Raw genomic sequence first — 19,245 nt, forward strand, 5'->3', positions numbered from 1 at the left:
TGCGTTTGATCTGCACCAAGCGTGGCTTTGCGGTTCGTGCCCCCAATAAAAGCGGATATGTTCGCTCTCACCCTAACGACTATGAGCCGAAATATCTTAAGGACCAGTTTTTCCATCTTCAATGGATATACGATATTGGCCTTATTTCCAGCGCTTCGGCTTTTACTTGTCCTTGCGTGCCTTGGTGCGGCGGGTCGCTTCGGCTTCTGTCGGATCATCCGGCCAGTTGTGGCGTGGGTAACGGCCTTTCATGTCGGCTTTGACGTCGCGCCACGACCCGGCCCAGAAACCGGGCAGATCACGTGTGATCTGGATGGGGCGATGCGCCGGAGACAAGAGTTCAAGCGTCAGTGGCAATCGGCCATTGCAGACTGAAGGGTGCGTCGTCAGGCCAAACAGCTCCTGCACCCTGACCGAAATGGTTGGACCGCCTGCACTGCTATAGTCGATAGCAAGGCGTGATCCCGTCGGCGCGGTGAAATGCGAGGGAGCGAGCGCATCAATGCGAGCCGCGGCGTCATAGGGAAGAAGCATTTGCAGCGCCTGACCAAGGCAGTCTGCATCAATCTGCGACACCTGCGTCTTACCGACAAGAAAAGGCGCAAGCCAGTGGTCCAGATCGGCCGCAAGGGTTTCAGCAGCAAGGTCCGGCAAATCGTCTTCGCCAAGATTCCGCACATAGGCGACGCGGCGCATCAGGCGTTGCTGGTCGCGGCTCCATGGCAATCGGTCAATTCCCTTGCGTCGAACCTCGCGCACCAAAGCGGCAACCACGGCTTCCGGATCTGGCGACTGAATGATCTGGTTGTCCAGATCAACGGCCAGATAGCGCCGTATGCGATTGGCTCTCAATGTTCCGTTGCGATCCAGTGTGACGTCATCGACAGACGCAATCTGATCGGCAAAAAGGGTTTCGATGTCTCGCTTGGTGATTGGAGCTGCAAGCCGGATGCGTCCGTTCGCGGCCTTGCCTTGAATATCGGCGACCACCAGAAAGGCTTCATCGGCTAGAGGGTGTTCCTGCGGCAGTTCTGCACCGCGCCCGTTTGCTAGCCGGTAGCGGCCACGCTGCCCTCGGGCCTGAGCCACCCGGTCTGGATAGGCAAGGGCCAGCAAGCGCCCAGCGTCCTCCGGGTCAATATGCGAGGCGGGGGGCGTCGCACCGGCGAGTTTTGCCCAGCGTGTTGCCAAAGCTCGGGCTTCACGAGCACGCGGCGTCTTGTCATTGCGCAGATGGTTAAGCCGCACGCGAATATCCTGATCACGTCCACCGATGCCGGGATCAGACAACAGCGCGGCCAGTGTCGCCGCAGTGGTCAGTGTGTCAGCCTCCACCGCCCGGTGCAGCATATGTCCCAGCCTTGGCGGCAAGGGCAGGCGGGCCAGTGCTTTGCCTTCGCGGGTAAGCAGATGTGATGTATCCAGCGCACCCAATGCTTGCAGCAAGGCGATAGCCTCCTGCCAGGCCCCGCTTGGTGGTCTGTCAAGAAATGCCAGCTGTTCAGGGTCGAGTGTACCCCACGCGGCCAGATCCAGTGCCAGCCTGGACAGGTCAGCTTCAAGGATTTCAGGTGGTTCTTGTGCGGGCAGGCTGGAGGTCTGCGGTTCATGCCAAAGCCTGTAGCAAACGCCGGCCTCGGTTCGGCCCGCACGGCCCCGGCGCTGGTCGGCGGCGGCACGTGAACTGCGAATGGTCTCCAGCCGTGTCAGGCCGGTTTGCGGTTCATAGCGTGGCACCCGGCTGAGGCCGCTGTCGATGACGACACGAATACCCTGAAGGGTCAGCGACGTCTGGGCGATGGACGTGGCCAGCACGATCTTGCGGTGGCCCGGCTCAGGCGGATGAATGGCTGCATCCTGCATCTTGCCCTCCAGAGCGCCATAAAGCGGGGTGATGTGGCAATGGGCGGGCAGGTGACGGTCGAGCAGTCGAGCCGTGCGCAGGATTTCCGCTTGTCCGGGCAAGAAAACCAGCAACGAACCGGTCTGTTCTTGAAGGGCTTGGCGGATAGCGGCAGCAACCTGATCTTCGATTCTTTGCTCGCTCTGACGTCCCAGATAGATTGTCTCTACGGGGTAACTGCGGCCCTTGCTCTCGATAACCGGACAATCACCCAGCAGGGTCGAGAGGGCTTTCGTGTCCATGGTCGCCGACATTGGCACAATGCGCAGGTCCGGTCGCAGGGCGGCCTGTACGTCCAGCGCAAGCGCCAGACCCAGATCGCCGTCGAGCGAGCGTTCGTGAAACTCATCAAACAGGACCGCGCCGATGCCGCTCAGTTCGGGATCGTCGAGAACAAGCCGGGTGAAGACCCCTTCGGTGACCACCTCAATGCGTGTGCGTTTGCTGACACGGCTGTCCATGCGGACACGGTAGCCGACGGTCTCTCCAACCGGTTCTCCCAGCTCCCCGGCCATGCGGTGTGCGGCGGCACGGGCAGCCAGACGACGAGGTTCCAACACGAGGATCCGGGACTGACCGATCCAGTCTGCTGACAGAAGCGCCAAGGGCACACGGGTCGTCTTGCCCGCGCCGGGGTCTGCCAGCAAGATAGCGCAGGCATGCATCTTCAGCGCCGACAACAAATCGGCCAGCACCGCATCAATAGGCAGTGCAGTTGTGAAGGGCGGGATACAAACCATGAGCGGCTCAGTCAGATGCCGCGTCAAAGGCCTTCCAGGAACGGTGCTCGGTATCCATGGCGAAATTCGTTGGATGCCGCGCAAAGGCTGTCAGCCCTTCCAAGGCCGGATTGTCATGAGTAATGATGAAAGTCGGTATGGTTTTCATCAATTTGTCATGCGGTGCCTTGGCCTCGAAGGCTTCCCGAAACGAGCCATTCATCAAAAAGGGTTCGATCTTTGTCGTGACCCCGCCCGTCAGATACACCCCGCCGCGCGCCAGCACCGTCAGGGCGAAGTCGCCGGCCAGCCGACCGAGGGCACGTGAGAAAATCGTCAAGGCTTTGGCCGCGATTTCATCGCCGTCCATGGCGGCCTTGGTGATCTCGGCAGAGGTCTTGTCGTAATCGTTGACGCCAGCGGCCTTTGCAACTCCTGCCGCAAGACGAGGCAGGCCGGTGCCGCTGACCAATTGCTCGGCGCCAAGGCGTCCGCCAACAGGCGTGATCTGCTCCCAGATGCGATATTCGTCTGCACCGACGGGCCCCAATTCCACGTGACCGCCTTCGCCGGGTACTGGAACCCATGTTCCGGTAACGTGGATCAGCGCCGCGGCTCCAAGGCCCGTCCCCGGCCCCAGAACAAACTTGGTCGCGTCTTCAATCAGTTCACCACCGCCGACCTGAGTGATGGCGCTTTCATCAAGCACGGGCAGCGCAAGCGCCTGTGCTTCAAAATCATTGAGAATGACCACTTCCACAAGATCGTCGAGCGCTGCGATCATTTTGCGCGGTTCGATGACCCAGTCTGCATTCGTCAGGGAGATCTTGTCCCCGGTCACCGGACCCGCAACGGCGGCGATGATGGTCTTCGGACTGGGGGCATCTTCATTCTTGAAGGCCGCCTGAATGGCTTCAACGATGCTCGGGAAATCTGACGTGGTGACAGAATCCGGCGTCACTGCATCTGAAGACTGATCCAGAATCAGGGAGAAGCGCGCATTCGTACCGCCAATGTCGGCAACAAGAACGGGAAAGGCGTAGCTGGAAGGGGTTGAAAAATTCATGTTCTGGAAATTTCGACTTCAGGAGTGTTTGACGTGCTTTTGAGACCCTTGAGGCGGGCAGAGCGGAGAAGAATATCGGCCGTAGAGCGGTTGAGCGCCATTGGCAGCTCATAAACAACGGCGAGGCGCATCAGTGCTTTTACATCAACATCATGCGGCATGGCACTGAGAGGATCGATAAAGAAAACAAGGCCGGTGAGTTCGCCTTGAGCAATCATTGCGCCAATCTGCTGGTCGCCTCCCAAAGGGCCGCTTTTCAACGGCGTCACATCAAGTTGCGGACATGCCTCCAGAATGCGGCTGCCAGTGGTGCCGGTCGCGAAGATCTTGAATTCGACAAGCTTGTCGAAATGCCGGATGGCAAATTCGACCATGGCATCCTTTTTCGCGTCATGAGCGACAAGCGCGAGTTGGGGACGTGAAGGCATTCAGACGTTTCCTCTCCAAGATGCGTCCGGTCCGCTGGGATGCTGCGACGCCCCTCCTGACATGAGCCATGCCGACGCGCGCTGATCAGAAAGCGGATGCCGATCGCAAGATCTGATGGAAACTACATCCCTTTTTCGTGAAACGGAAGCAACCGCTTTTGCAGATGCGGTGATAAAAACCGACGAGCTTTGCCGTCCTCGGCGGGAGGACTGACAGCGGACGACGTATTTTGCCCAAGTCTGCCCCTGGGGGCAGAGACATTCAAAGAGGGAGCGGTCCCCTTGGTTTGATACGCTAAATCAAGGGGCTAACGGATCTTTCGGGCAAAGCTGAATGGGCCGGACGTTGTCAATCATACGCGGCGCACATGACCCGCTTGGTCCTGCTGCTGGCTTTTCGCACAAGCGGGTCCTGAAAGGTCAATCCGGCTATTTCCATGACGAGTTTCATGCGCACGGCATTCGCAAAGCCCCGTTTGGAACGGACGGGAATGGCAAATGCGCCCGGGCCGCCGATCACACAGTCCTTATAATATTGATCGAGATCCAGCATAGACTGCCAGCGCGCTTCCTCGGATTTCAGCATCAAGGGCAGACCGTTGATGGTGATGCCAGCGCGCACCAGGCATGATCGCGTTCCTTGGTGACGGAGCCTCCCTGATTGTTCGGGCCATCTCCGGAAATATCGATAACACGGCGCAATCCTTCGTATTGATTGGTCTCGATCAACTCGACCGCTTTGCTGAGGGCTGCTGCAATCGAAGTTCTTTGAACTTGCCTTAAGGGAGCCTCTGCGATTTGCGTGGCGAAAGCACTGGCGGTTTCCGCGTCCTTGATCACGGTCCAGTCGGCAACCGTATATTGCTCGTAGGCTCCACCCCATTCCATGTAAGTGATGGCGATCCGGCCGATCGGTCCATATTTGACGGCCTTCAGAACTTCTTCCGACGTCAGAGCGGCGACATATCCGGCGCGCTGGACCTTTTGTTCGTCGGGATCCATTGATTGAGAGATGTCGACCGCGAGGATCAACTCCACATCGACTTCGGTTTCCGGATCATACGCTTGCAAGAGCGGCGATTTGACTTGCAGAGCGGCGGGCTGGGCAATTGAAAGGGAGGGCTGCAAGAGGCTCGAGAGCGCGATAACCAACAGCGCGCCGAAAGGCGTGAGGGCACGGGTGTTCCAATCCAGACGCATGACAGGGTCTCCTTTTCCAGGTTTTGAAACTCTGTTTTCCACACCTCCCGGAAACGATTAGAATAGGAAGTTCTTATTGCTTCGTTTCTCTGTATTTTAAATAATGCCGATTATATCCTTGTGATAAATGCAGAATTCATCTGGGTCTTAAGATTTTTATAGTCATAAAGAATAGCTGATTCGTTTTATTTCGAGTTCATTTACTTGTTACTTTCCAAAAAGCGCTTCAAAAACGTCATCTGATCGCCTTGGTTTGGGGTTTGGGGTTTGGGGTTTGGGGTTTGGGGTTTGGGGTTTGGGGTTTGGGGTTTGGGGTGAAGTGGCAAGTTGACGGGATGTGTATTGCGATGCTTTCCGTCAGGGAGGATGTGTCATGAAGAAGAGTCGTCGCCTAGTTCATGGGCAATTCATTCAAGTCTCTGCCTGACGGATCATCACCCTGCTGCGAACGACGCCATTGACATAAAAACATTAGAAAGACTCGGTAAATTACTCGGTTTTCGTCTTGACGGATGGGTCAGGGACAGGCACTTCTTGCAAGAATTCTCAGGCCGTGAAGAAATTTTCGCTTGTTGTTCGTGCCGAATGATAAGTCCCCATGAGGCCTGAGAGTGTCTGTGGGTGACGTTGGATCCGCTGGGGTGGAGAGGGCGTCGGGTTGCTGTGGAGAACCTGAAAGCACATGCAGGGACGCGCCGAAGACCTGACCGATCACATGGCAATACGGGCCGCGTGGCTCTCCTTTGTAGGGGGGCAAACGCAGGGCGCGATTGCTGGTCGTCTCGGAATCTCTCCCGCCAAGGTTCATCGCCTGATCGCCCACGCCCAGAAAACTGGTCTGGTCAAATTCCAGGTGGAAATGCGACCCCGTGAATGTCTCGAAATGGAAGATGCGATTGTACAGCAATTCGGCTTGCGCAGTTGCTTTGTTGCGCCCGACTTGGGGAGTGGCGATCAGATAACCGCTTCGCGAGCGGTGGCTGCTACAGCTGCTCCGGTGCTGGCTGGCATCTTCGCTGATCCGGCGGTGCGTCAGGTTGGCGTCGGTATGGGGCGGACCTTGAAAGATGCATTCGAGGCCATGCCACGACAGGCGCGCAAGGACTTGCAGATCGTCTCTATTTGTGGATCGCTGACAGGAACATTGTCGGCCAACCCTTTTGATGTTGTGCAGCTTTTGCAAGAGCGCACCGGTGGTGAAGGCTATTATCTGCCCGTACCTTATTTTGCCGAAGATCTTCAGGAAAAAACGGTTTTTCTTCAGCAGCGCAGCGTCCAGACGTTGCTTGATCAGGCGCGCCGGTCGGATGTGTTCGTCATCGGGATCGGCTCGTTAGGTGCCGAGGCGCATCTGGTTGAGCGCGGTATGATCACACCGGCCGAACGGCAGGAGCTGGACACTCGCGGAGCAGTCAGCGACGTCACCGGTCGCTTTCTGACGATTGATGGAAAATTGGCACAGACTTCGCTTGGAGAGCGTGCCGTAGGTTTGCACTTCGAAGAACTTCGGGGAGCAAGAGTAATTGCGCTGGCTGGAGGCGCCGGGAAGGTCGATGCGACCCTGGCGGCCTTGCGCTCAGGCGTAATAACCGACCTGATCATCGATGAAACGCTCGCACGCGGGGTTTTTGAGGGGATTGGAGCGGATTTAGCACGTTCGGCCTGAACGCCGGACGGTGGTCGAGGGAAATGGAACAGGGTCGATCAGACGCGGCCCGGTATGTCGGAGGACACGATAATGAAAAAGCTCCTGACGTTGGGGGTAGCCCTTGCTGGGCTGGTGTATTCGGCGGGCGCTATGGCGGCCGACTTTAAACCGGCGATCGTTTATGACATCGGCGGTAAGTTTGATAAGTCTTTCAACGAAGCTGCGTACAAGGGCGCCGAGCGCTTTGCCAAGGATACAGGCACCAAGTTCCGCGATTTCGAAATCCAGAATGACAGCCAGCGCGAGCAGGCCCTGCGCAATTTCGCACGTCGTGGCATGAGCCCGATCATTGGCGTGGGCTTCTCGCAGGCGAATGCCATCGAGGCGGTCGCCAAGGATTATCCGAAGATCCAGTTTGCCATTATTGATTCTGTGGTGGATCTGCCGAACGTTCGCTCGATCGTTTTCCGCGAAGGTCAGGGGTCCTATTTGGTCGGTGTGGCTGCCGCACTTGCCTCCAAGACTCACAAGGTTGGCTTTGTCGGTGGTATGGACATTCCGCTGATCCGCAAGTTCGCCTGTGGCTACAAGCAGGGTGTCAAGGCAACTGATCCGAAGGCCGTTGTGTTTGAAAACATGGCTGGCACCACCGGTGCGGCTTTTGCTAACCCGGTCAAGGGCAGTGAGTTGGCCAAGTCGCAGATGGATCGTGGCGCGGACGTGATCTATCACGCAGCAGGCGGCACGGGCATCGGTGTTCTTCAGGCTGTCGCAGATGCGGGCAAGCTTGGCATCGGTGTCGACAGCAACCAGAACAGCCTGCACCCGGGGAATGTGCTGACCTCCATGGTCAAGCGCGTCGACAACGCTGTGTACACCACGTTCATGGCTGCCAAGGACGGCAAGTGGACCTCTGGCACGGTTGTCATGGGCCTCAAGGACAACGGTGTGGATTGGGCGTATGACAAATACAACAAGGATCTGATCACACCGAAGATGAAGTCTGCCATCGAACAGGCGAAGGCCGACATCATTTCCGGCAAGATCAAGGTGCATGACTATCTCTCTGATGAGAAGTGCCCCTTCTAAGACTTGCAAGATCTGCCCCACGGGTCTGGTGATCCGTGGGGTTTTCGGGAGGAAACCGGATATGCGGAGGGCAGCATGAACGATGCGCCTGCAATCGAGTTGCGCGGGATCAACAAGAGCTTCGGCCCGGTTCACGCCAACAAGGACATCAACATGGTGGTGTCCAAAGGCTCCATTCACGGGGTCATTGGCGAAAACGGGGCGGGCAAATCGACACTGATGTCGATCTTGTATGGCTTCTATCAAGCTGACAGTGGCGATATTCTGGTCAATGACAAGAAGGTTGCCATCAGCGATTCCAAAACGGCAATCTCCCTTGGCATCGGCATGGTGCACCAGCATTTTATGCTGGTCGATACGTTCACAGTCGTCGAAAATGTCATCATGGGGGCCGAAGGTGGTGCCATGCTTGGCAAGTCGATCTCCAAGGCGCGCAAGGAATTGCGGCGACTGGAAGACGACTATGAATTGAAGGTCAATCCGGACGAGATTGTCGAAAAACTGCCAGTCGGGTTGCAGCAGCGCGTTGAAATTCTCAAGGCCCTCTACCGCGAGGCCGAGATCCTCATTCTGGACGAGCCGACCGGTGTGCTGACGCCTGCTGAGGCCGATCATCTGTTCAAGATTCTCGAAGTTCTCAAGAACGAGGGCAAGACGGTACTGTTGATCACGCACAAGTTGCGTGAGATCATGGCCGTCACGGATACAGTTTCAGTCATGCGGCGCGGCGAAATGGTTGCCACCCGCAAGACCGCTGACACCAGCATGGAAGAACTCGCCGAGCTGATGGTGGGCCGCAGTGTTATCCTACGCGTCGACAAGGTGCCTGCAAGACCGCGTGAAAACGTGCTGTCGGTTGACGGCCTCAATGTGACCGATGAGCGTGGCGTCAACGTGGTCAAAGACGTGTCGCTGGAGGTTCGGGCCGGGGAAATCGTTGGCATTGCCGGGGTGTCTGGCAATGGCCAGTCGGAGCTTCTGGAAGCGCTGTCCGGCATTCGATCCGCTGACAGCGGTATTCTCAAGATCAACGGCGAAACGATTGATCTGTCGCAAGGCACGCCAACGCCGGATGTGATGCGCCAGAAGCATATGGCGCATGTGCCGGAAGATCGTCATCGTATGGGGCTGATCAACCGCTTCGCAGAATATGAAAACTCCATTCTTGGCTATCACACGCTGCCCAAATATTCCAAGGGCTGGTTGCTCGATATTGATGCCATCAAGGCCACGGCACGTGCCGAAATTGAACGCTATGACATTCGCCCGCCCAATCCGCTGCTCAAGACCGCCAATTTTTCCGGCGGCAACCAGCAGAAAGTGGTGTTGGCGCGCGAACTTGAGTCCGACCCCAATGTTCTGCTGGTTGGTCAGCCAACGCGAGGCGTCGATATTGGGGCGATCGAATTTATCCATCGACGCTTGATCGAGATGCGAGACGCAGGCAAAGGCGTGCTGCTCGTCTCGGTCGAACTGGACGAAATTCGCGCCTTGGCGGACCGGGTTCTTGTCATGTTCGATGGACGGATTGTTGGCGAGCGCCGCCCGGATGCCGATGAAAGCGAATTGGGTCTGCTGATGGCCGGTGTAGATGGAGAGACAGTATGAACGGCGGTCAATTGCCGCGTTGGGTGGACTTCGGTCTCATTCCATTGCTGAACCTCGCAGCAGCCTTCCTGATTTCCGGGCTGGTTGTTTTGCTGATTGGCGAAAATCCCTTTGAAGCGGTGAAGGTGCTGGTCTGGGGGGCGCTGGGCTATGGTGAGGGCATCGGCTTTACGCTGTTTTATGCCACCAATTTCATCTTTACCGGACTGGCAGTGGCGGTCGCCTTCCATGCTGGTCTGTTCAACATCGGCGGCGAGGGGCAGGCCTATGTCGGCGGTCTCGGCGTTGCCATTCCCTGCTTGCTGCTGGATCGCATCGTGCCATGGTATGTGACGATGCCATTCGCAGTGGCAGGCGCAGCACTGATGGGTGCAGCCTGGGCGTTTATTCCCGCCTGGTTGCAGGCCAAGCGTGGTAGTCACATCGTCATCACGACGATCATGTTCAACTGGATCTCTTATTCATTAATGATCTATCTGCTCGTCAATGTGATGCACAAAAAGGGCTCCATGTCGCCGCAGACGCGCGATTTCGAAGCGGGGGGGCATTTGCCTTATCTGCGAGACATGTTCCCATGGGCGGACCTTGGGTCCTCCTCGGTCAATCTGTCGCTGTTCATCGCACTCGTCATGTGTTTCGTGGTCTGGCTGGTGATCTGGCGTACAAAGCTCGGCTATGAGATCCGCTCCTTTGGCGCCAACCCGACGGCTGCCGCTTACGCCGGCATCAACACCTCGAAAATCATCATCATTACCATGCTGATCTCGGGTGGTCTGGCGGGCATGATGGCCGTCAATGAAATCATGGGGTCGCAACACCGTCTTCTGACCGAGTTCGTCGGCGGATATGGCTTCGTCGGGATTGCTGTCGCACTGATGGGACGGGGGCACCCGGTTGGCGTCATTCTGGCCTCGATCCTGTTCGGTGTGCTCTATCAGGGAGGCGCGGAGCTTTCCTTTGAAATTCCCGCCATCACCCGCGACATGATCGTTGTCATTCAAGCATTGGTGATCCTGTTTGCCGGGGCGCTGGAACACATGTTCCGCCCAGCCCTGATGCGTCTGTTCGCACAGCGCGGTGCCGCTGCTGCGGCCAAGGCAAAAGCAGCTTAGGAGAGCGGCATGCTGGATACTTTGACATTCGTGCTTGAGGCAACCGTTCGCCTGTCCGCTCCCTTGTTGCTCGCATGTCTGGCGGGGCTTTATTCGGAGCGGTCCGGCATCGTCGACATTGGTCTGGAAGGCAAGATGCTGGGTGCAGCCTTTGCGTCTGCTGCGGTGGCGTCTTTGTCGGGCAGTGCCTGGGTTGGCCTGGGTGCGGGCATTCTGGTTGGTGTGGCCATTGCCCTGCTGCATGGCTTTGCCGCCATCACCAACAGAGGCAATCAGGTTGTCTCCGGGGTTGCGATTAATTTTCTCGCTGCAGGCCTGACGGCTTTGTTGGGGCAAGCCTGGTTTCATCAGGGCGGCCGCACGCCGTCTCTCAGCCGTGGCGAACGTTTCATGCCGTTGAAATTACCCTTCGCGGACCAGTTGCATGATGTGCCAGGCGTTGGTCAGATCTATTCCGGTATTCTGTCGGGGCACAGCATTCTGGTCTATGTGGCCTTTTTGGCTGTGCCGTTGACGTGGTGGGTGCTGTTTCGCACCCGCTTCGGTCTGCGCCTGCGTGCCGTTGGTGAAAATCCGGCTGCGGTTGATACGGCTGGCATTTCCGTCACGTGGCTGCGCTACCGTGCGGTCATCATCTGTGGTGTGTTGACCGGGATCGCTGGCACTTATTTGTCGACTTCGCAGTCGGCGGGGTTCATCCGTGACATGACTGCCGGGCAGGGCTATATCGCGCTCGCCGCCTTGATCTTTGCCAAATGGCGACCGGTCAATGCGATGTTCGCTTGTTTGTTGTTCGGCTTCCTGGAGGCCATGGCGATCTTCTTGCAAGGCAAGGAACTGCCATTCATTGGCAAGATCCCGGTAGAAGTGTTTCAGGCGCTGCCTTATGTGCTGACGCTTATTCTGCTGGCAGGCTTCATCGGCAAGGCCATTCCGCCCAAGGCATCCGGTATTCCTTATTCGAAAGAACGCACATGAGCGAGCTTCAGACACTTTTCGAGGCTGCGCGGTCTGCCCGCGAGAAAGCCTATACGCCCTATTCCAAATTCAAGGTCGGCGCTGCTTTCCGCACGGAAAACGGCGAGATCTATTCCGGCTGCAACGTCGAGAATGCCAGCTATCCGGAAGGCACATGCGCCGAGGCGGGGGCGGTTGCTGCCATGATTTTGGCGGGCCAGACCCGCATTTGCGAAGCTGTTGTGATTGGAGACGCTGCGTTGTGCACGCCCTGCGGTGGGTGTCGACAAAAGCTCAAGGAGTTTGCGAAGGGCGATGTGAAGGTCCACATAGGGGATCTTGACGGCATCGTCCGTAGCTTCACGGTGGCAGAGCTTTTGCCTGCCGGTTTTGAACTCGAATCACAAGGGTAGGCAATCATGAGTGGCTTTGGCCCCGAATGCGCAGAAATCATCCGCGCTGCACGACCCGGCGACTATCGCGTCGGCATGATCCTGGGATCCGGTCTTGGCTCTCTGGCCGATGAAGTTGAAGATGCGGTTCGCATCCCCTACGCCAAACTGTCCGGCTTTCCAGTATCCACTGTCTCTGCCCATGCAAGCGAGTTGGTCGCAGGCATACTCTGTGGTGTTCCGGTGGTTATTCTGGCCGGTCGGGCGCACTATTATGAAGATGGCGATGCGCAGGTGATGCGCACACCAATGGAAACGTTGAAGGCGCTTGGCTGCGACATCGTGCTGGCAACCAATGCTTCCGGCTCATTGCGAGAGGATGTCGGTCCCGGCGAACCGATGCTGATCACCGATCATATCAATTATTCCGGTCTCAACCCGCTGATTGGCGAACCGAGCGAAGCGCGTTTCGTGGATCTGTCTGCAGCCTATGACCGTGATCTTCAAGCGGTGCTGACAACGGCTGCCAAAGCGAACGGCGAGACATTGGGTGAGGGGGTCTATATGTGGTTTTCAGGCCCGTCCTTCGAGACGCCCGCCGAAATCCGCATGGCAAAGACCCTTGGGGCGGATGCGGTTGGCATGTCGACTGTTCCTGAAGTTATTCTCGCGCGGTTTCTTGGTCTGCGCGTTGCGGCCTTGTCGTTGGTCACCAATTATGCGGCCGGCATGGTTGAGCAGACCCTGTCCCACGACCAGACCAAAGCTGTTGCGGCCCAGGGCATGGAACGGATGAAGCGACTTGTGCGCGCCTTCGTGAAGGAGTTGGCTGAATGACATCGGAAACTCAGGTGGATATCGCACGCCGTGCAATCGGCTTGCTGGATTTGACCAATCTGAATGACGGCTGCACCGAGGCGGACATCGACGCCTTGTGCAAGCGAGCAGTGACGCCCTATGGCCATGTTGCCGCTGTTTGCGTGTTTCCTCAGTTCGTGGCGCAATCCGCAGCCGCCTTGCGGGGCACGGGCGTCAAGGTTGCAACTGTGGTCAACTTTCCGCATGGCGGTACGGACACCTTTGCCGTTCTTGCAGAAACCAGACAGGCTATTGCCGATGGCGCGGACGAGATCGATCTTGTGATGGCTTATCAGGCTTTCATGGACGGCAGCAAAGGCTTTGCCGAAGAACAGATCATCCGAGTCCGCAACGCTATTCCCGTCCCGACATTGCTGAAGGTCATTCTGGAGACCGGCGAATTGCAACAGCCGATGCTCATTCATATGGCTAGTGAAATTGCCATTCACGCTGGAGCTGATTTCATCAAGACATCGACTGGCAAGGTCGAGGTCAATGCGACGTTGGACGCAGCGGAGGTCATGTTGACAGTAATTGAGGAAACGCGGCGCGACACGCTGTCCGATATCGGCTTCAAAGCGGCGGGTGGTATTCGCACGACCGATGATGCAACGGCATATCTCGCTCTCGCAGAGCGTTTATTGGGCGCAAACTGGGTATCGGCGGCAACCTTCCGCTTTGGGGCAAGCGGCTTGTTGGATGCGCTGGTTGCCACCATCGAAGGTTCGGACGCTACAGTGGTTCAGGGATACTAAGTCATGCTGCCACAGGAAATTGTTCGCAAGAAACGAGACGGCGGAACGCTGGGACGCGATGAGATTGCTTTTTTCGTCAAGGGATTGGCGAATGAAAGTGTAACCGAAGGACAGGTCGCGGCACTTGCAATGGCGATCTTCTTTCGTGGTTTGACCATTGAGGAGCGTGTTGCCCTGACGCTGGAAATGCGTGACAGCGGCGATGTTCTCGACTGGTCTGATCTGGATGCCCCCGTCCTGGACAAGCATTCGACCGGCGGTGTCGGAGACAATGTCTCGTTGATGCTGGCTCCGGCGCTGGCGGCTTGTGGGGCGGCGGTGCCGATGATTTCCGGGCGGGGCCTTGGTCACACAGGTGGCACGCTCGACAAGTTTGATAGTATTCCCGGCTACCAGACCCAGCCGGACAATGCGTTGTTCCGCAAGGTGGTGAAAGAGGTGGGCTGCGCCGTGATTGGCCAGACCAGTAATCTGGCACCTGCGGACAAGCGGTTCTATGCCATTCGTGACGTCACCGGCACAGTGGAAAGTCTGGACCTGATCACAGCCTCGATTCTGTCGAAGAAGCTTGCTGCTGGATTGCAAGGGCTTGTATTGGACGTGAAATGGGGCACGGGAGCCTTCATGGACACGCTGGAAAAGGCGCGTGGTCTTGCGGAAAGTCTCGTCAAGGTCGCCAATGGAGCAGGGCTTAAGACAACAGCACTTCTGACCGACATGAATGAGCCATTGGCATCGGCGGCGGGCAATGCGCTGGAAGTTCAAAATGCCGTCGATTTTCTGAAGGGCACCTCCATCGATAATCGCTTGTGGGACGTGACTGTTGCGCAGGGCGGGGAACTTCTGGTCACCGGCGGCCTGGCGGCCAACGCTGAGGAAGGCTGCGCCCGTATGCGGCAGGCCTTTGAAAGTGGCCGTGCGGCAGAGGTGTTCGGCAAGATGGTGTCCGCCCTTGGTGGACCCGCTGATTTCATGGAAAAGGCCGAAGCCTATCTGCCGTCAGCGCCCTTGACAGAACCGGTCTACGCTCGGGACGCTGGCAGTGTCATTGCGGTCGACGCACGCGGTGTCGGGCTGGCGGTTGTTGAATTGGGCGGCGGTCGCAAGGCGGCGGGCGATACCATCGACCCCACTGTCGGCTTGAGTGAACTGGCTGGTATCGGCCACCGGGTCGACAGTGAAACGCCCATTGCACTTGTCCACGCGCAGACACCGGAGCAGATCGCTGTCGCCTCGGCTGCGGTGCAGGCGGCCTACACGATCGGCGAGGCACGTCAGGTGCCGGACAATCTGGCTGTCGTGGAGCGCATTGGCGCGGATTAAATGAAAACCCGGATGGTAGGATGATTGTAGCAGGCGTGGTTACGTCTGTCGCAATTATCCGTTGTCAGCGCCAGTCTGATCTTGCAGCAAAGGCACGGGTGGATGTGTCATCGTCCGCCTAACATCTCGGCCGCACCTGCCGCCAAAAGGCAGGGCTCTATAGGGAAAACGTCATGGCAAAAGCAGTTCTGTGTGTGCTGGACAGCTTTGGAATTGGAGGCGCTGCCGATGCCGCGCGCTTCGGAGATGCCGGGTCTGACACTCTCGGGCATATCGCAGACGCTTGCGCGCGAGGAGAGGGGGATCGTGAGGGTCTTCGTTCCGGTCCGTTGCTGCTGCCGAATATGGACAGACTCGGCCTCGGACGGGCCGCGCGCGCCTCGACCGGCAAGGAATTGCCGGATCTCGGTGGCGGTGGAACATTGACCGGGCGTTATGCCTATGCGGCTGAAGTGTCGAACGGTAAGGATACGCCGTCGGGACACTGGGAGATTGCTGGTGTGCCGGTGCTCTTCGATTGGGGCTATTTCCCGCAGTCGGTTCCAACATTCCCGGCGGAACTGACTGACGCCATCGTGGCGAAGGCCGAGATTCCCGGCGTTCTTGGCAATAAACATGCCTCGGGCACGGAGATTATCGCTGAACTTGGCGCAGAACACATCCGTACCGGGCAGCCGATTTTCTACACATCGGCAGATTCCGTCATTCAGATTGCCGCACATGAGGATCATTTCGGTCTGGAACGTCTCTATGCGCTATGTGAAGCGACACGCGAACTGGCTGACCCTTACAATATTGGTCGTGTCATTGCGCGGCCTTTCAACGGCAAAACGCCAGAGACGTTCAAGCGCACAGCCAACCGGCGTGACTATTCCGTGTTGCCGCCCGAACAGACATTGCTGGATCGATTGGCAGACGCCGGGCGTCAGGTGATTGGGATTGGAAAGATTTCCGATATTTTTGCGCATCAGGGCGTCAGCTCGGTGTTGAAGGGCGATGGCAACGACGATCTCTTCAACAAGACGTTGGAGGGAATTTTGCAGGCCCGGTCAGGCGATCTCGTCTTTGCCAACTTCATTGATTTCGATTCTTTGTGGGGGCATCGCCGAGACGTGCCAGGCTATGCCGCAGCGCTGGAGCATTTTGACAGGCGCTTGCCTGAACTGATGGCAGCTCTTGACGACGACGACCTGTTGATTTTGACAGCGGATCACGGGTGTGATCCGACGTGGCGCGGCACAGACCACACCCGTGAGCATGTGCCGGTGCTCGTGTACCAGCGCAGTGCAGCAACCGGAGATCTCGGAGGGTTGGAAACATACGCCGACATTGGTGCAAGTGTCGCGCAGTATCTGGGCGTCGTGTCTGGCGCTCACGGCAAAAGCTTCCTTTGAAATCCTGTTGATGGTGAAGGGGATCTTTCGTTCCTGACGCTTCTGGAGGCATTGAGGGTGGCTTTCACGTTTCCCTCGGCTGTGTTCTGTGGCAGGCTTGAAGGACGCTAGCCTGTTCAGCGCAATGGGCTTTTTCACGTCTGAATGAATGGTTAGACCTTCGCATGAATGTGACACACACGGTCCCCAAGGCTGAACTTCATTGTCATATCGAAGGGGCTGCTCCGGCATCTTTGGTGAAGCGGCTGGCACAGGAGCAAGGCGTTGATGTATCAGGGATTATTGACGCACGCGGACGCTATGTCTGGTCCGATTTCACCAGTTTTCTGGAGGCTTATGATGTCGCCAGCAGTGTCTTCAAGACGCCCGAACATTACGCCCTTTTGAGTGAGGCCTATTTCCGGATGCTGGCCGCCGAAGGGGCCATTTACGGCGAGGTTTTTATCTCACCAGATCATGCCCAGGCAGCGGGGCTGTCCTATTCATCCTATGTGCAGGGTCTTGCCGCCGGCATTGAGAAAGCCAAGGCAGATACTGGCATCGAAGGACGCATGATTGCAATCGGCGTACGCCATTTTGGCGGCGCTGCCGTGGAGCGTGTGGCACGCGAGGTTGTCGCTAATCCGCATCCGTTGGTAACGGGCTTTGGTCTGGCGGGCGACGAGCGAGACGGTCATCCAGCCAATTTCGCGCGGGCCTTTCGCATTGCAGCGGACGCGGAGCTTGGTCTGACAGCCCATGCGGGAGAGTTTGGCGGCCCTGAAAGCATTGTTGCCGCGCTGGACTTTCTCCAGGTCAAGCGTCTTGGACATGGCGTGCAAGCTATTCAGGATGAAGTGCTGCTGGACCGGTTGGCACGTGAGAAAATCGTGCTGGAAGTCTGCCCTGGATCGAATATTGCGTTGGGCCTGTTCTCGCACCTGCGGTTCCATCCTTTCCGTCGCTTGCAAAAAGCAGGCGTGCGGATGACGCTGAATTCCGATGATCCGCCGTTCTTCCGCACCACCCTGAGCAAGGAATATGACGCAGTTGCGCAGGCCTTTGACCTGACCTTTGAAGATCAGATGGCGATCACACGAACCGCCATCGAGGCGGCATTTTGTGATGCGAGTACGCGGCAGCGTTTGTTGGTGCGTTTGGACAGCGCCCGGATAACCTGATTGTGTCGTCAGACTGTCGCGTTTGTCACATGCCCCGCGCACGGCCAAAATTCTGGATGCGCGGGGTTTTCGTGGGCGGAAACACTTCACTCAAGATTTGTGAGGCGGTTCATTCGGCAACGGCGTGTCTTCGTTCTCAGATGCAGCCTGTGTGCTGACATCTTCCGGACCATCGCCATTCGGTTCGCTCGCAGCCAGTGCGTCGTCGTGCAGTGTTTCAGCATCAGGTTCATCTGCTGCCGAGTGTGCCGCTGCTTCGGCTTCCGCTTCTGCAAGGTCTTCAATATCCTGCTCTGCGCGCGGATCCAGCATTGCCGTCTCAGGTGTGTTGAGGCGTGCAGTGCCAACAGAGAGGACAAAGTCAGACTTGTCCTCGCTCTCAAGCGCTGCACGGCGGGTGATGCGCCAGATGGCAAACAGGATGATGCACAGATGCGCCAGCGCTGTGACCTGAAACAGAGCGCCGGGAGCGACATAGGTCATCAACGGAGCCGCGGCCAGCGGACCGACCATTGTACCGGTGCCGAAGATCAGCAGCAGACCGCCGCTGGTTTTCAAGAAGGTGCCGGGTTCTGCATGGTCATTGGCATGTGCGGCCAACACCGGTTGCATCGAATAGATGACCCCGCCAAACAGCGATACGATGATGATGCGGTGAAAAGTGGACATGCCGGTCATGAAGCTCAGGGTAAAGCCCAGAGCCATCGCCAATATAGCCATGGCAATCAGCACCAGACGTCGATCGGTTCTGTCGGAAATAAAGCCGACGGGAACCTGCACGGCGGCGCCGATGAGCAGGGCAAGAGACATCATCACGGCAATATCCGACACATCGAGGCCGATGCGCCTTGCGTAAACCGCGCCCAAGGTGCCGAAGGCTCCATTGGAGATGCCGACAAGGAACATCCCCACCACGGCAATGGGCGAGTTTCGCCACAGCGCACGTGGGTCGAGCTTTACCTGTGTCAGAGGTGTTGGTGCTCTTGCGGTGGACAGAGCTGTTGGCAGCAGAGCCATGGAATAGATGATTGAGCCGATGACGAAAAATGTGTAGCCGCGTGCATCCCCTGTGGTCAGGAGCAACTGGCCGGCGGTCGTCGCGCCCAGGTTGATCATCGTGTAGAAGCCGAAGATCGTGCCGCGGCTCTCGTTCGTGGCTCGTTCGTTAAGCCAGCTTTCCACGATCATCGCAGCGCCCGCGAAACAGAAGCCTGAAAACGACCGTAGAATGATCCATGCAACCGGATGGATCAGAAGTAAGTTGAGAAGCAGTGTGACGCCGCCAAGGGAGGCCAGAACGCCAAAGCAGCGGGTGTGGCCGACGCGGCGAACGATGATCGGCACAACAACGCAGCCGATCATGTAACCGAGCGCCCAACCGGCGCCAAGAAGGCCAAGAGAGGAATCTGAAAATCCTTCATCCAACCCGCGCAGGGGTAGAAGAAGGCCGTGAAGTCCGCCCGCAAGAAGCAGCAGTGCGGAACCCGCCAGCAAGGCGGCAATAGAGAAAACAGTCGACATGGCATCTCAAATATCGGGCTGATCACGTCAAATATGATCGGCAGGATGAAAGACCGGCGCGATGCACTCAAGGAAAAGGCTCAGTCTGTCCTTGAACGCGCACACCATGTGA

Annotated in this window: 17 protein-coding genes; 11 read left to right on the forward strand and 6 right to left on the reverse strand. The window is 57.5% G+C overall.

Annotated elements, in window-relative coordinates; all coding sequences use genetic code 11:
* Positions 1-162 precede the first annotated feature (162 nt).
* The 5 genes from hrpB to AC0L7U_RS14180 all read right to left on the reverse strand — a co-directional run bounded on the left by hrpB (position 163) and on the right by AC0L7U_RS14180 (position 5,316).
* On the reverse strand, positions 163-2,643 hold the full coding sequence (gene hrpB / locus AC0L7U_RS14160) for an ATP-dependent helicase HrpB (protein WP_473691576.1): 2,481 nt from the start codon (positions 2,641-2,643) through the stop codon (positions 163-165).
* Between the two features lie 7 nt (positions 2,644-2,650).
* Complete coding sequence (gene glk, locus AC0L7U_RS14165; RefSeq protein ID WP_473691578.1) at positions 2,651-3,688, reverse strand: glucokinase; 1,038 nt, start codon at positions 3,686-3,688, stop codon at positions 2,651-2,653.
* Positions 3,685-4,116, reverse strand: coding sequence for a methylglyoxal synthase (locus AC0L7U_RS14170; protein WP_473691579.1), 432 nt, complete (start codon positions 4,114-4,116; stop codon positions 3,685-3,687). Before AC0L7U_RS14170 ends, glk begins: the two co-directional genes overlap by 4 nt.
* 349 nt (positions 4,117-4,465) lie before the next feature.
* A complete protein-coding gene (locus AC0L7U_RS14175; RefSeq protein WP_473691580.1) occupies positions 4,466-4,738 on the reverse strand; it encodes a DUF1194 domain-containing protein in 273 nt (90 codons plus the stop codon).
* Positions 4,702-5,316: a DUF1194 domain-containing protein gene (locus AC0L7U_RS14180; protein ID WP_473691582.1), complete on the reverse strand. Its 615-nt coding sequence runs from the start codon at positions 5,314-5,316 to the stop codon at positions 4,702-4,704. Before AC0L7U_RS14180 ends, AC0L7U_RS14175 begins: the two co-directional genes overlap by 37 nt.
* A gap of 682 nt (positions 5,317-5,998) precedes the next feature.
* On the opposite strand from AC0L7U_RS14180, the gene AC0L7U_RS14185 reads away from it, so the two are divergent.
* From AC0L7U_RS14185 to AC0L7U_RS14235, 11 genes are all read left to right on the forward strand, one after another.
* Entirely contained in the window at positions 5,999-6,982 is a 984-nt protein-coding gene (locus AC0L7U_RS14185) for a sugar-binding transcriptional regulator (RefSeq protein ID WP_473691584.1), read from the forward strand.
* 72 nt (positions 6,983-7,054) lie between these two features.
* On the forward strand, positions 7,055-8,053 hold the full coding sequence (locus AC0L7U_RS14190) for a BMP family lipoprotein (protein ID WP_473691586.1): 999 nt from the start codon (positions 7,055-7,057) through the stop codon (positions 8,051-8,053).
* A gap of 75 nt (positions 8,054-8,128) precedes the next feature.
* The gene (locus tag AC0L7U_RS14195; RefSeq protein WP_473691588.1) at positions 8,129-9,661 is read left to right on the forward strand and encodes an ABC transporter ATP-binding protein; all 1,533 of its coding nucleotides are present in this window, start codon (positions 8,129-8,131) and stop codon (positions 9,659-9,661) included.
* Positions 9,658-10,773: an ABC transporter permease gene (locus AC0L7U_RS14200; protein WP_473691589.1), complete on the forward strand. Its 1,116-nt coding sequence runs from the start codon at positions 9,658-9,660 to the stop codon at positions 10,771-10,773. The genes AC0L7U_RS14195 and AC0L7U_RS14200 overlap by 4 nt, the downstream gene beginning before the upstream one ends.
* Positions 10,774-10,782: 9 nt before the next feature.
* The gene (locus AC0L7U_RS14205; protein WP_473691591.1) at positions 10,783-11,751 is read left to right on the forward strand and encodes an ABC transporter permease; all 969 of its coding nucleotides are present in this window, start codon (positions 10,783-10,785) and stop codon (positions 11,749-11,751) included.
* Positions 11,748-12,143 carry a cytidine deaminase gene (cdd, locus tag AC0L7U_RS14210; protein ID WP_473691593.1) on the forward strand — a complete coding sequence of 132 codons (396 nt, stop codon included), beginning with the start codon at positions 11,748-11,750 and terminating at the stop codon, positions 12,141-12,143. Before AC0L7U_RS14205 ends, cdd begins: the two co-directional genes overlap by 4 nt.
* A 6-nt stretch (positions 12,144-12,149) precedes the next feature.
* Positions 12,150-12,959, forward strand: a complete 810-nt coding sequence (locus AC0L7U_RS14215) for a purine-nucleoside phosphorylase (protein ID WP_473691595.1) — start codon at positions 12,150-12,152, stop codon at positions 12,957-12,959.
* Positions 12,956-13,735, forward strand: coding sequence for a deoxyribose-phosphate aldolase (gene deoC / locus AC0L7U_RS14220; RefSeq protein WP_473691597.1), 780 nt, complete (start codon positions 12,956-12,958; stop codon positions 13,733-13,735). The genes AC0L7U_RS14215 and deoC overlap by 4 nt, the downstream gene beginning before the upstream one ends.
* Positions 13,736-13,738: 3 nt before the next feature.
* On the forward strand, positions 13,739-15,058 hold the full coding sequence (gene deoA, locus AC0L7U_RS14225) for a thymidine phosphorylase (RefSeq protein ID WP_473691599.1): 1,320 nt from the start codon (positions 13,739-13,741) through the stop codon (positions 15,056-15,058).
* A 173-nt stretch (positions 15,059-15,231) separates the two neighbouring features.
* A complete protein-coding gene (locus AC0L7U_RS14230; protein ID WP_473691601.1) occupies positions 15,232-16,452 on the forward strand; it encodes a phosphopentomutase in 1,221 nt (406 codons plus the stop codon).
* Positions 16,453-16,616: 164 nt separating this feature from the next.
* Positions 16,617-17,612 carry an adenosine deaminase gene (locus AC0L7U_RS14235; RefSeq protein ID WP_473691603.1) on the forward strand — a complete coding sequence of 332 codons (996 nt, stop codon included), beginning with the start codon at positions 16,617-16,619 and terminating at the stop codon, positions 17,610-17,612.
* Positions 17,613-17,702: 90 nt separating this feature from the next.
* On the opposite strand, the gene AC0L7U_RS14240 is transcribed toward AC0L7U_RS14235, so the two are convergent.
* Entirely contained in the window at positions 17,703-19,133 is a 1,431-nt protein-coding gene (locus AC0L7U_RS14240; RefSeq protein WP_473691605.1) for an MFS transporter, read from the reverse strand.
* Positions 19,134-19,245 lie beyond the last annotated feature (112 nt).

This window comes from Roseibium sp. 10G30-5, from assembly GCF_055809635.1.

Excerpts from the sequence above, each read along its gene's own strand:
- AC0L7U_RS14205 (WP_473691591.1), top strand. The coding sequence starts at position 10,783 with ATGCTGGATACTTTGACATTCGTGCTTGAGGCAACCGTTCGCCTGTCC.
- cdd (WP_473691593.1), top strand. The coding sequence starts at position 11,748 with ATGAGCGAGCTTCAGACACTTTTCGAGGCTGCGCGGTCTGCCCGCGAG.
- AC0L7U_RS14170 (WP_473691579.1), bottom strand. The coding sequence starts at position 4,116 with ATGCCTTCACGTCCCCAACTCGCGCTTGTCGCTCATGACGCGAAAAAG.
- AC0L7U_RS14200 (WP_473691589.1), top strand. The coding sequence starts at position 9,658 with ATGAACGGCGGTCAATTGCCGCGTTGGGTGGACTTCGGTCTCATTCCA.
- AC0L7U_RS14215 (WP_473691595.1), top strand. The coding sequence starts at position 12,150 with ATGAGTGGCTTTGGCCCCGAATGCGCAGAAATCATCCGCGCTGCACGA.
- AC0L7U_RS14185 (WP_473691584.1), top strand. The coding sequence starts at position 5,999 with ATGCAGGGACGCGCCGAAGACCTGACCGATCACATGGCAATACGGGCC.
- AC0L7U_RS14195 (WP_473691588.1), top strand. The coding sequence starts at position 8,129 with ATGAACGATGCGCCTGCAATCGAGTTGCGCGGGATCAACAAGAGCTTC.
- deoC (WP_473691597.1), top strand. The coding sequence starts at position 12,956 with ATGACATCGGAAACTCAGGTGGATATCGCACGCCGTGCAATCGGCTTG.
- AC0L7U_RS14230 (WP_473691601.1), top strand. The coding sequence starts at position 15,232 with ATGGCAAAAGCAGTTCTGTGTGTGCTGGACAGCTTTGGAATTGGAGGC.
- AC0L7U_RS14190 (WP_473691586.1), top strand. The coding sequence starts at position 7,055 with ATGAAAAAGCTCCTGACGTTGGGGGTAGCCCTTGCTGGGCTGGTGTAT.
- glk (WP_473691578.1), bottom strand. The coding sequence starts at position 3,688 with ATGAATTTTTCAACCCCTTCCAGCTACGCCTTTCCCGTTCTTGTTGCC.
- deoA (WP_473691599.1), top strand. The coding sequence starts at position 13,739 with ATGCTGCCACAGGAAATTGTTCGCAAGAAACGAGACGGCGGAACGCTG.
- AC0L7U_RS14240 (WP_473691605.1), bottom strand. The coding sequence starts at position 19,133 with ATGTCGACTGTTTTCTCTATTGCCGCCTTGCTGGCGGGTTCCGCACTG.
- hrpB (WP_473691576.1), bottom strand. The coding sequence starts at position 2,643 with ATGGTTTGTATCCCGCCCTTCACAACTGCACTGCCTATTGATGCGGTG.
- AC0L7U_RS14180 (WP_473691582.1), bottom strand. The coding sequence starts at position 5,316 with ATGCGTCTGGATTGGAACACCCGTGCCCTCACGCCTTTCGGCGCGCTG.
- AC0L7U_RS14235 (WP_473691603.1), top strand. The coding sequence starts at position 16,617 with ATGAATGTGACACACACGGTCCCCAAGGCTGAACTTCATTGTCATATC.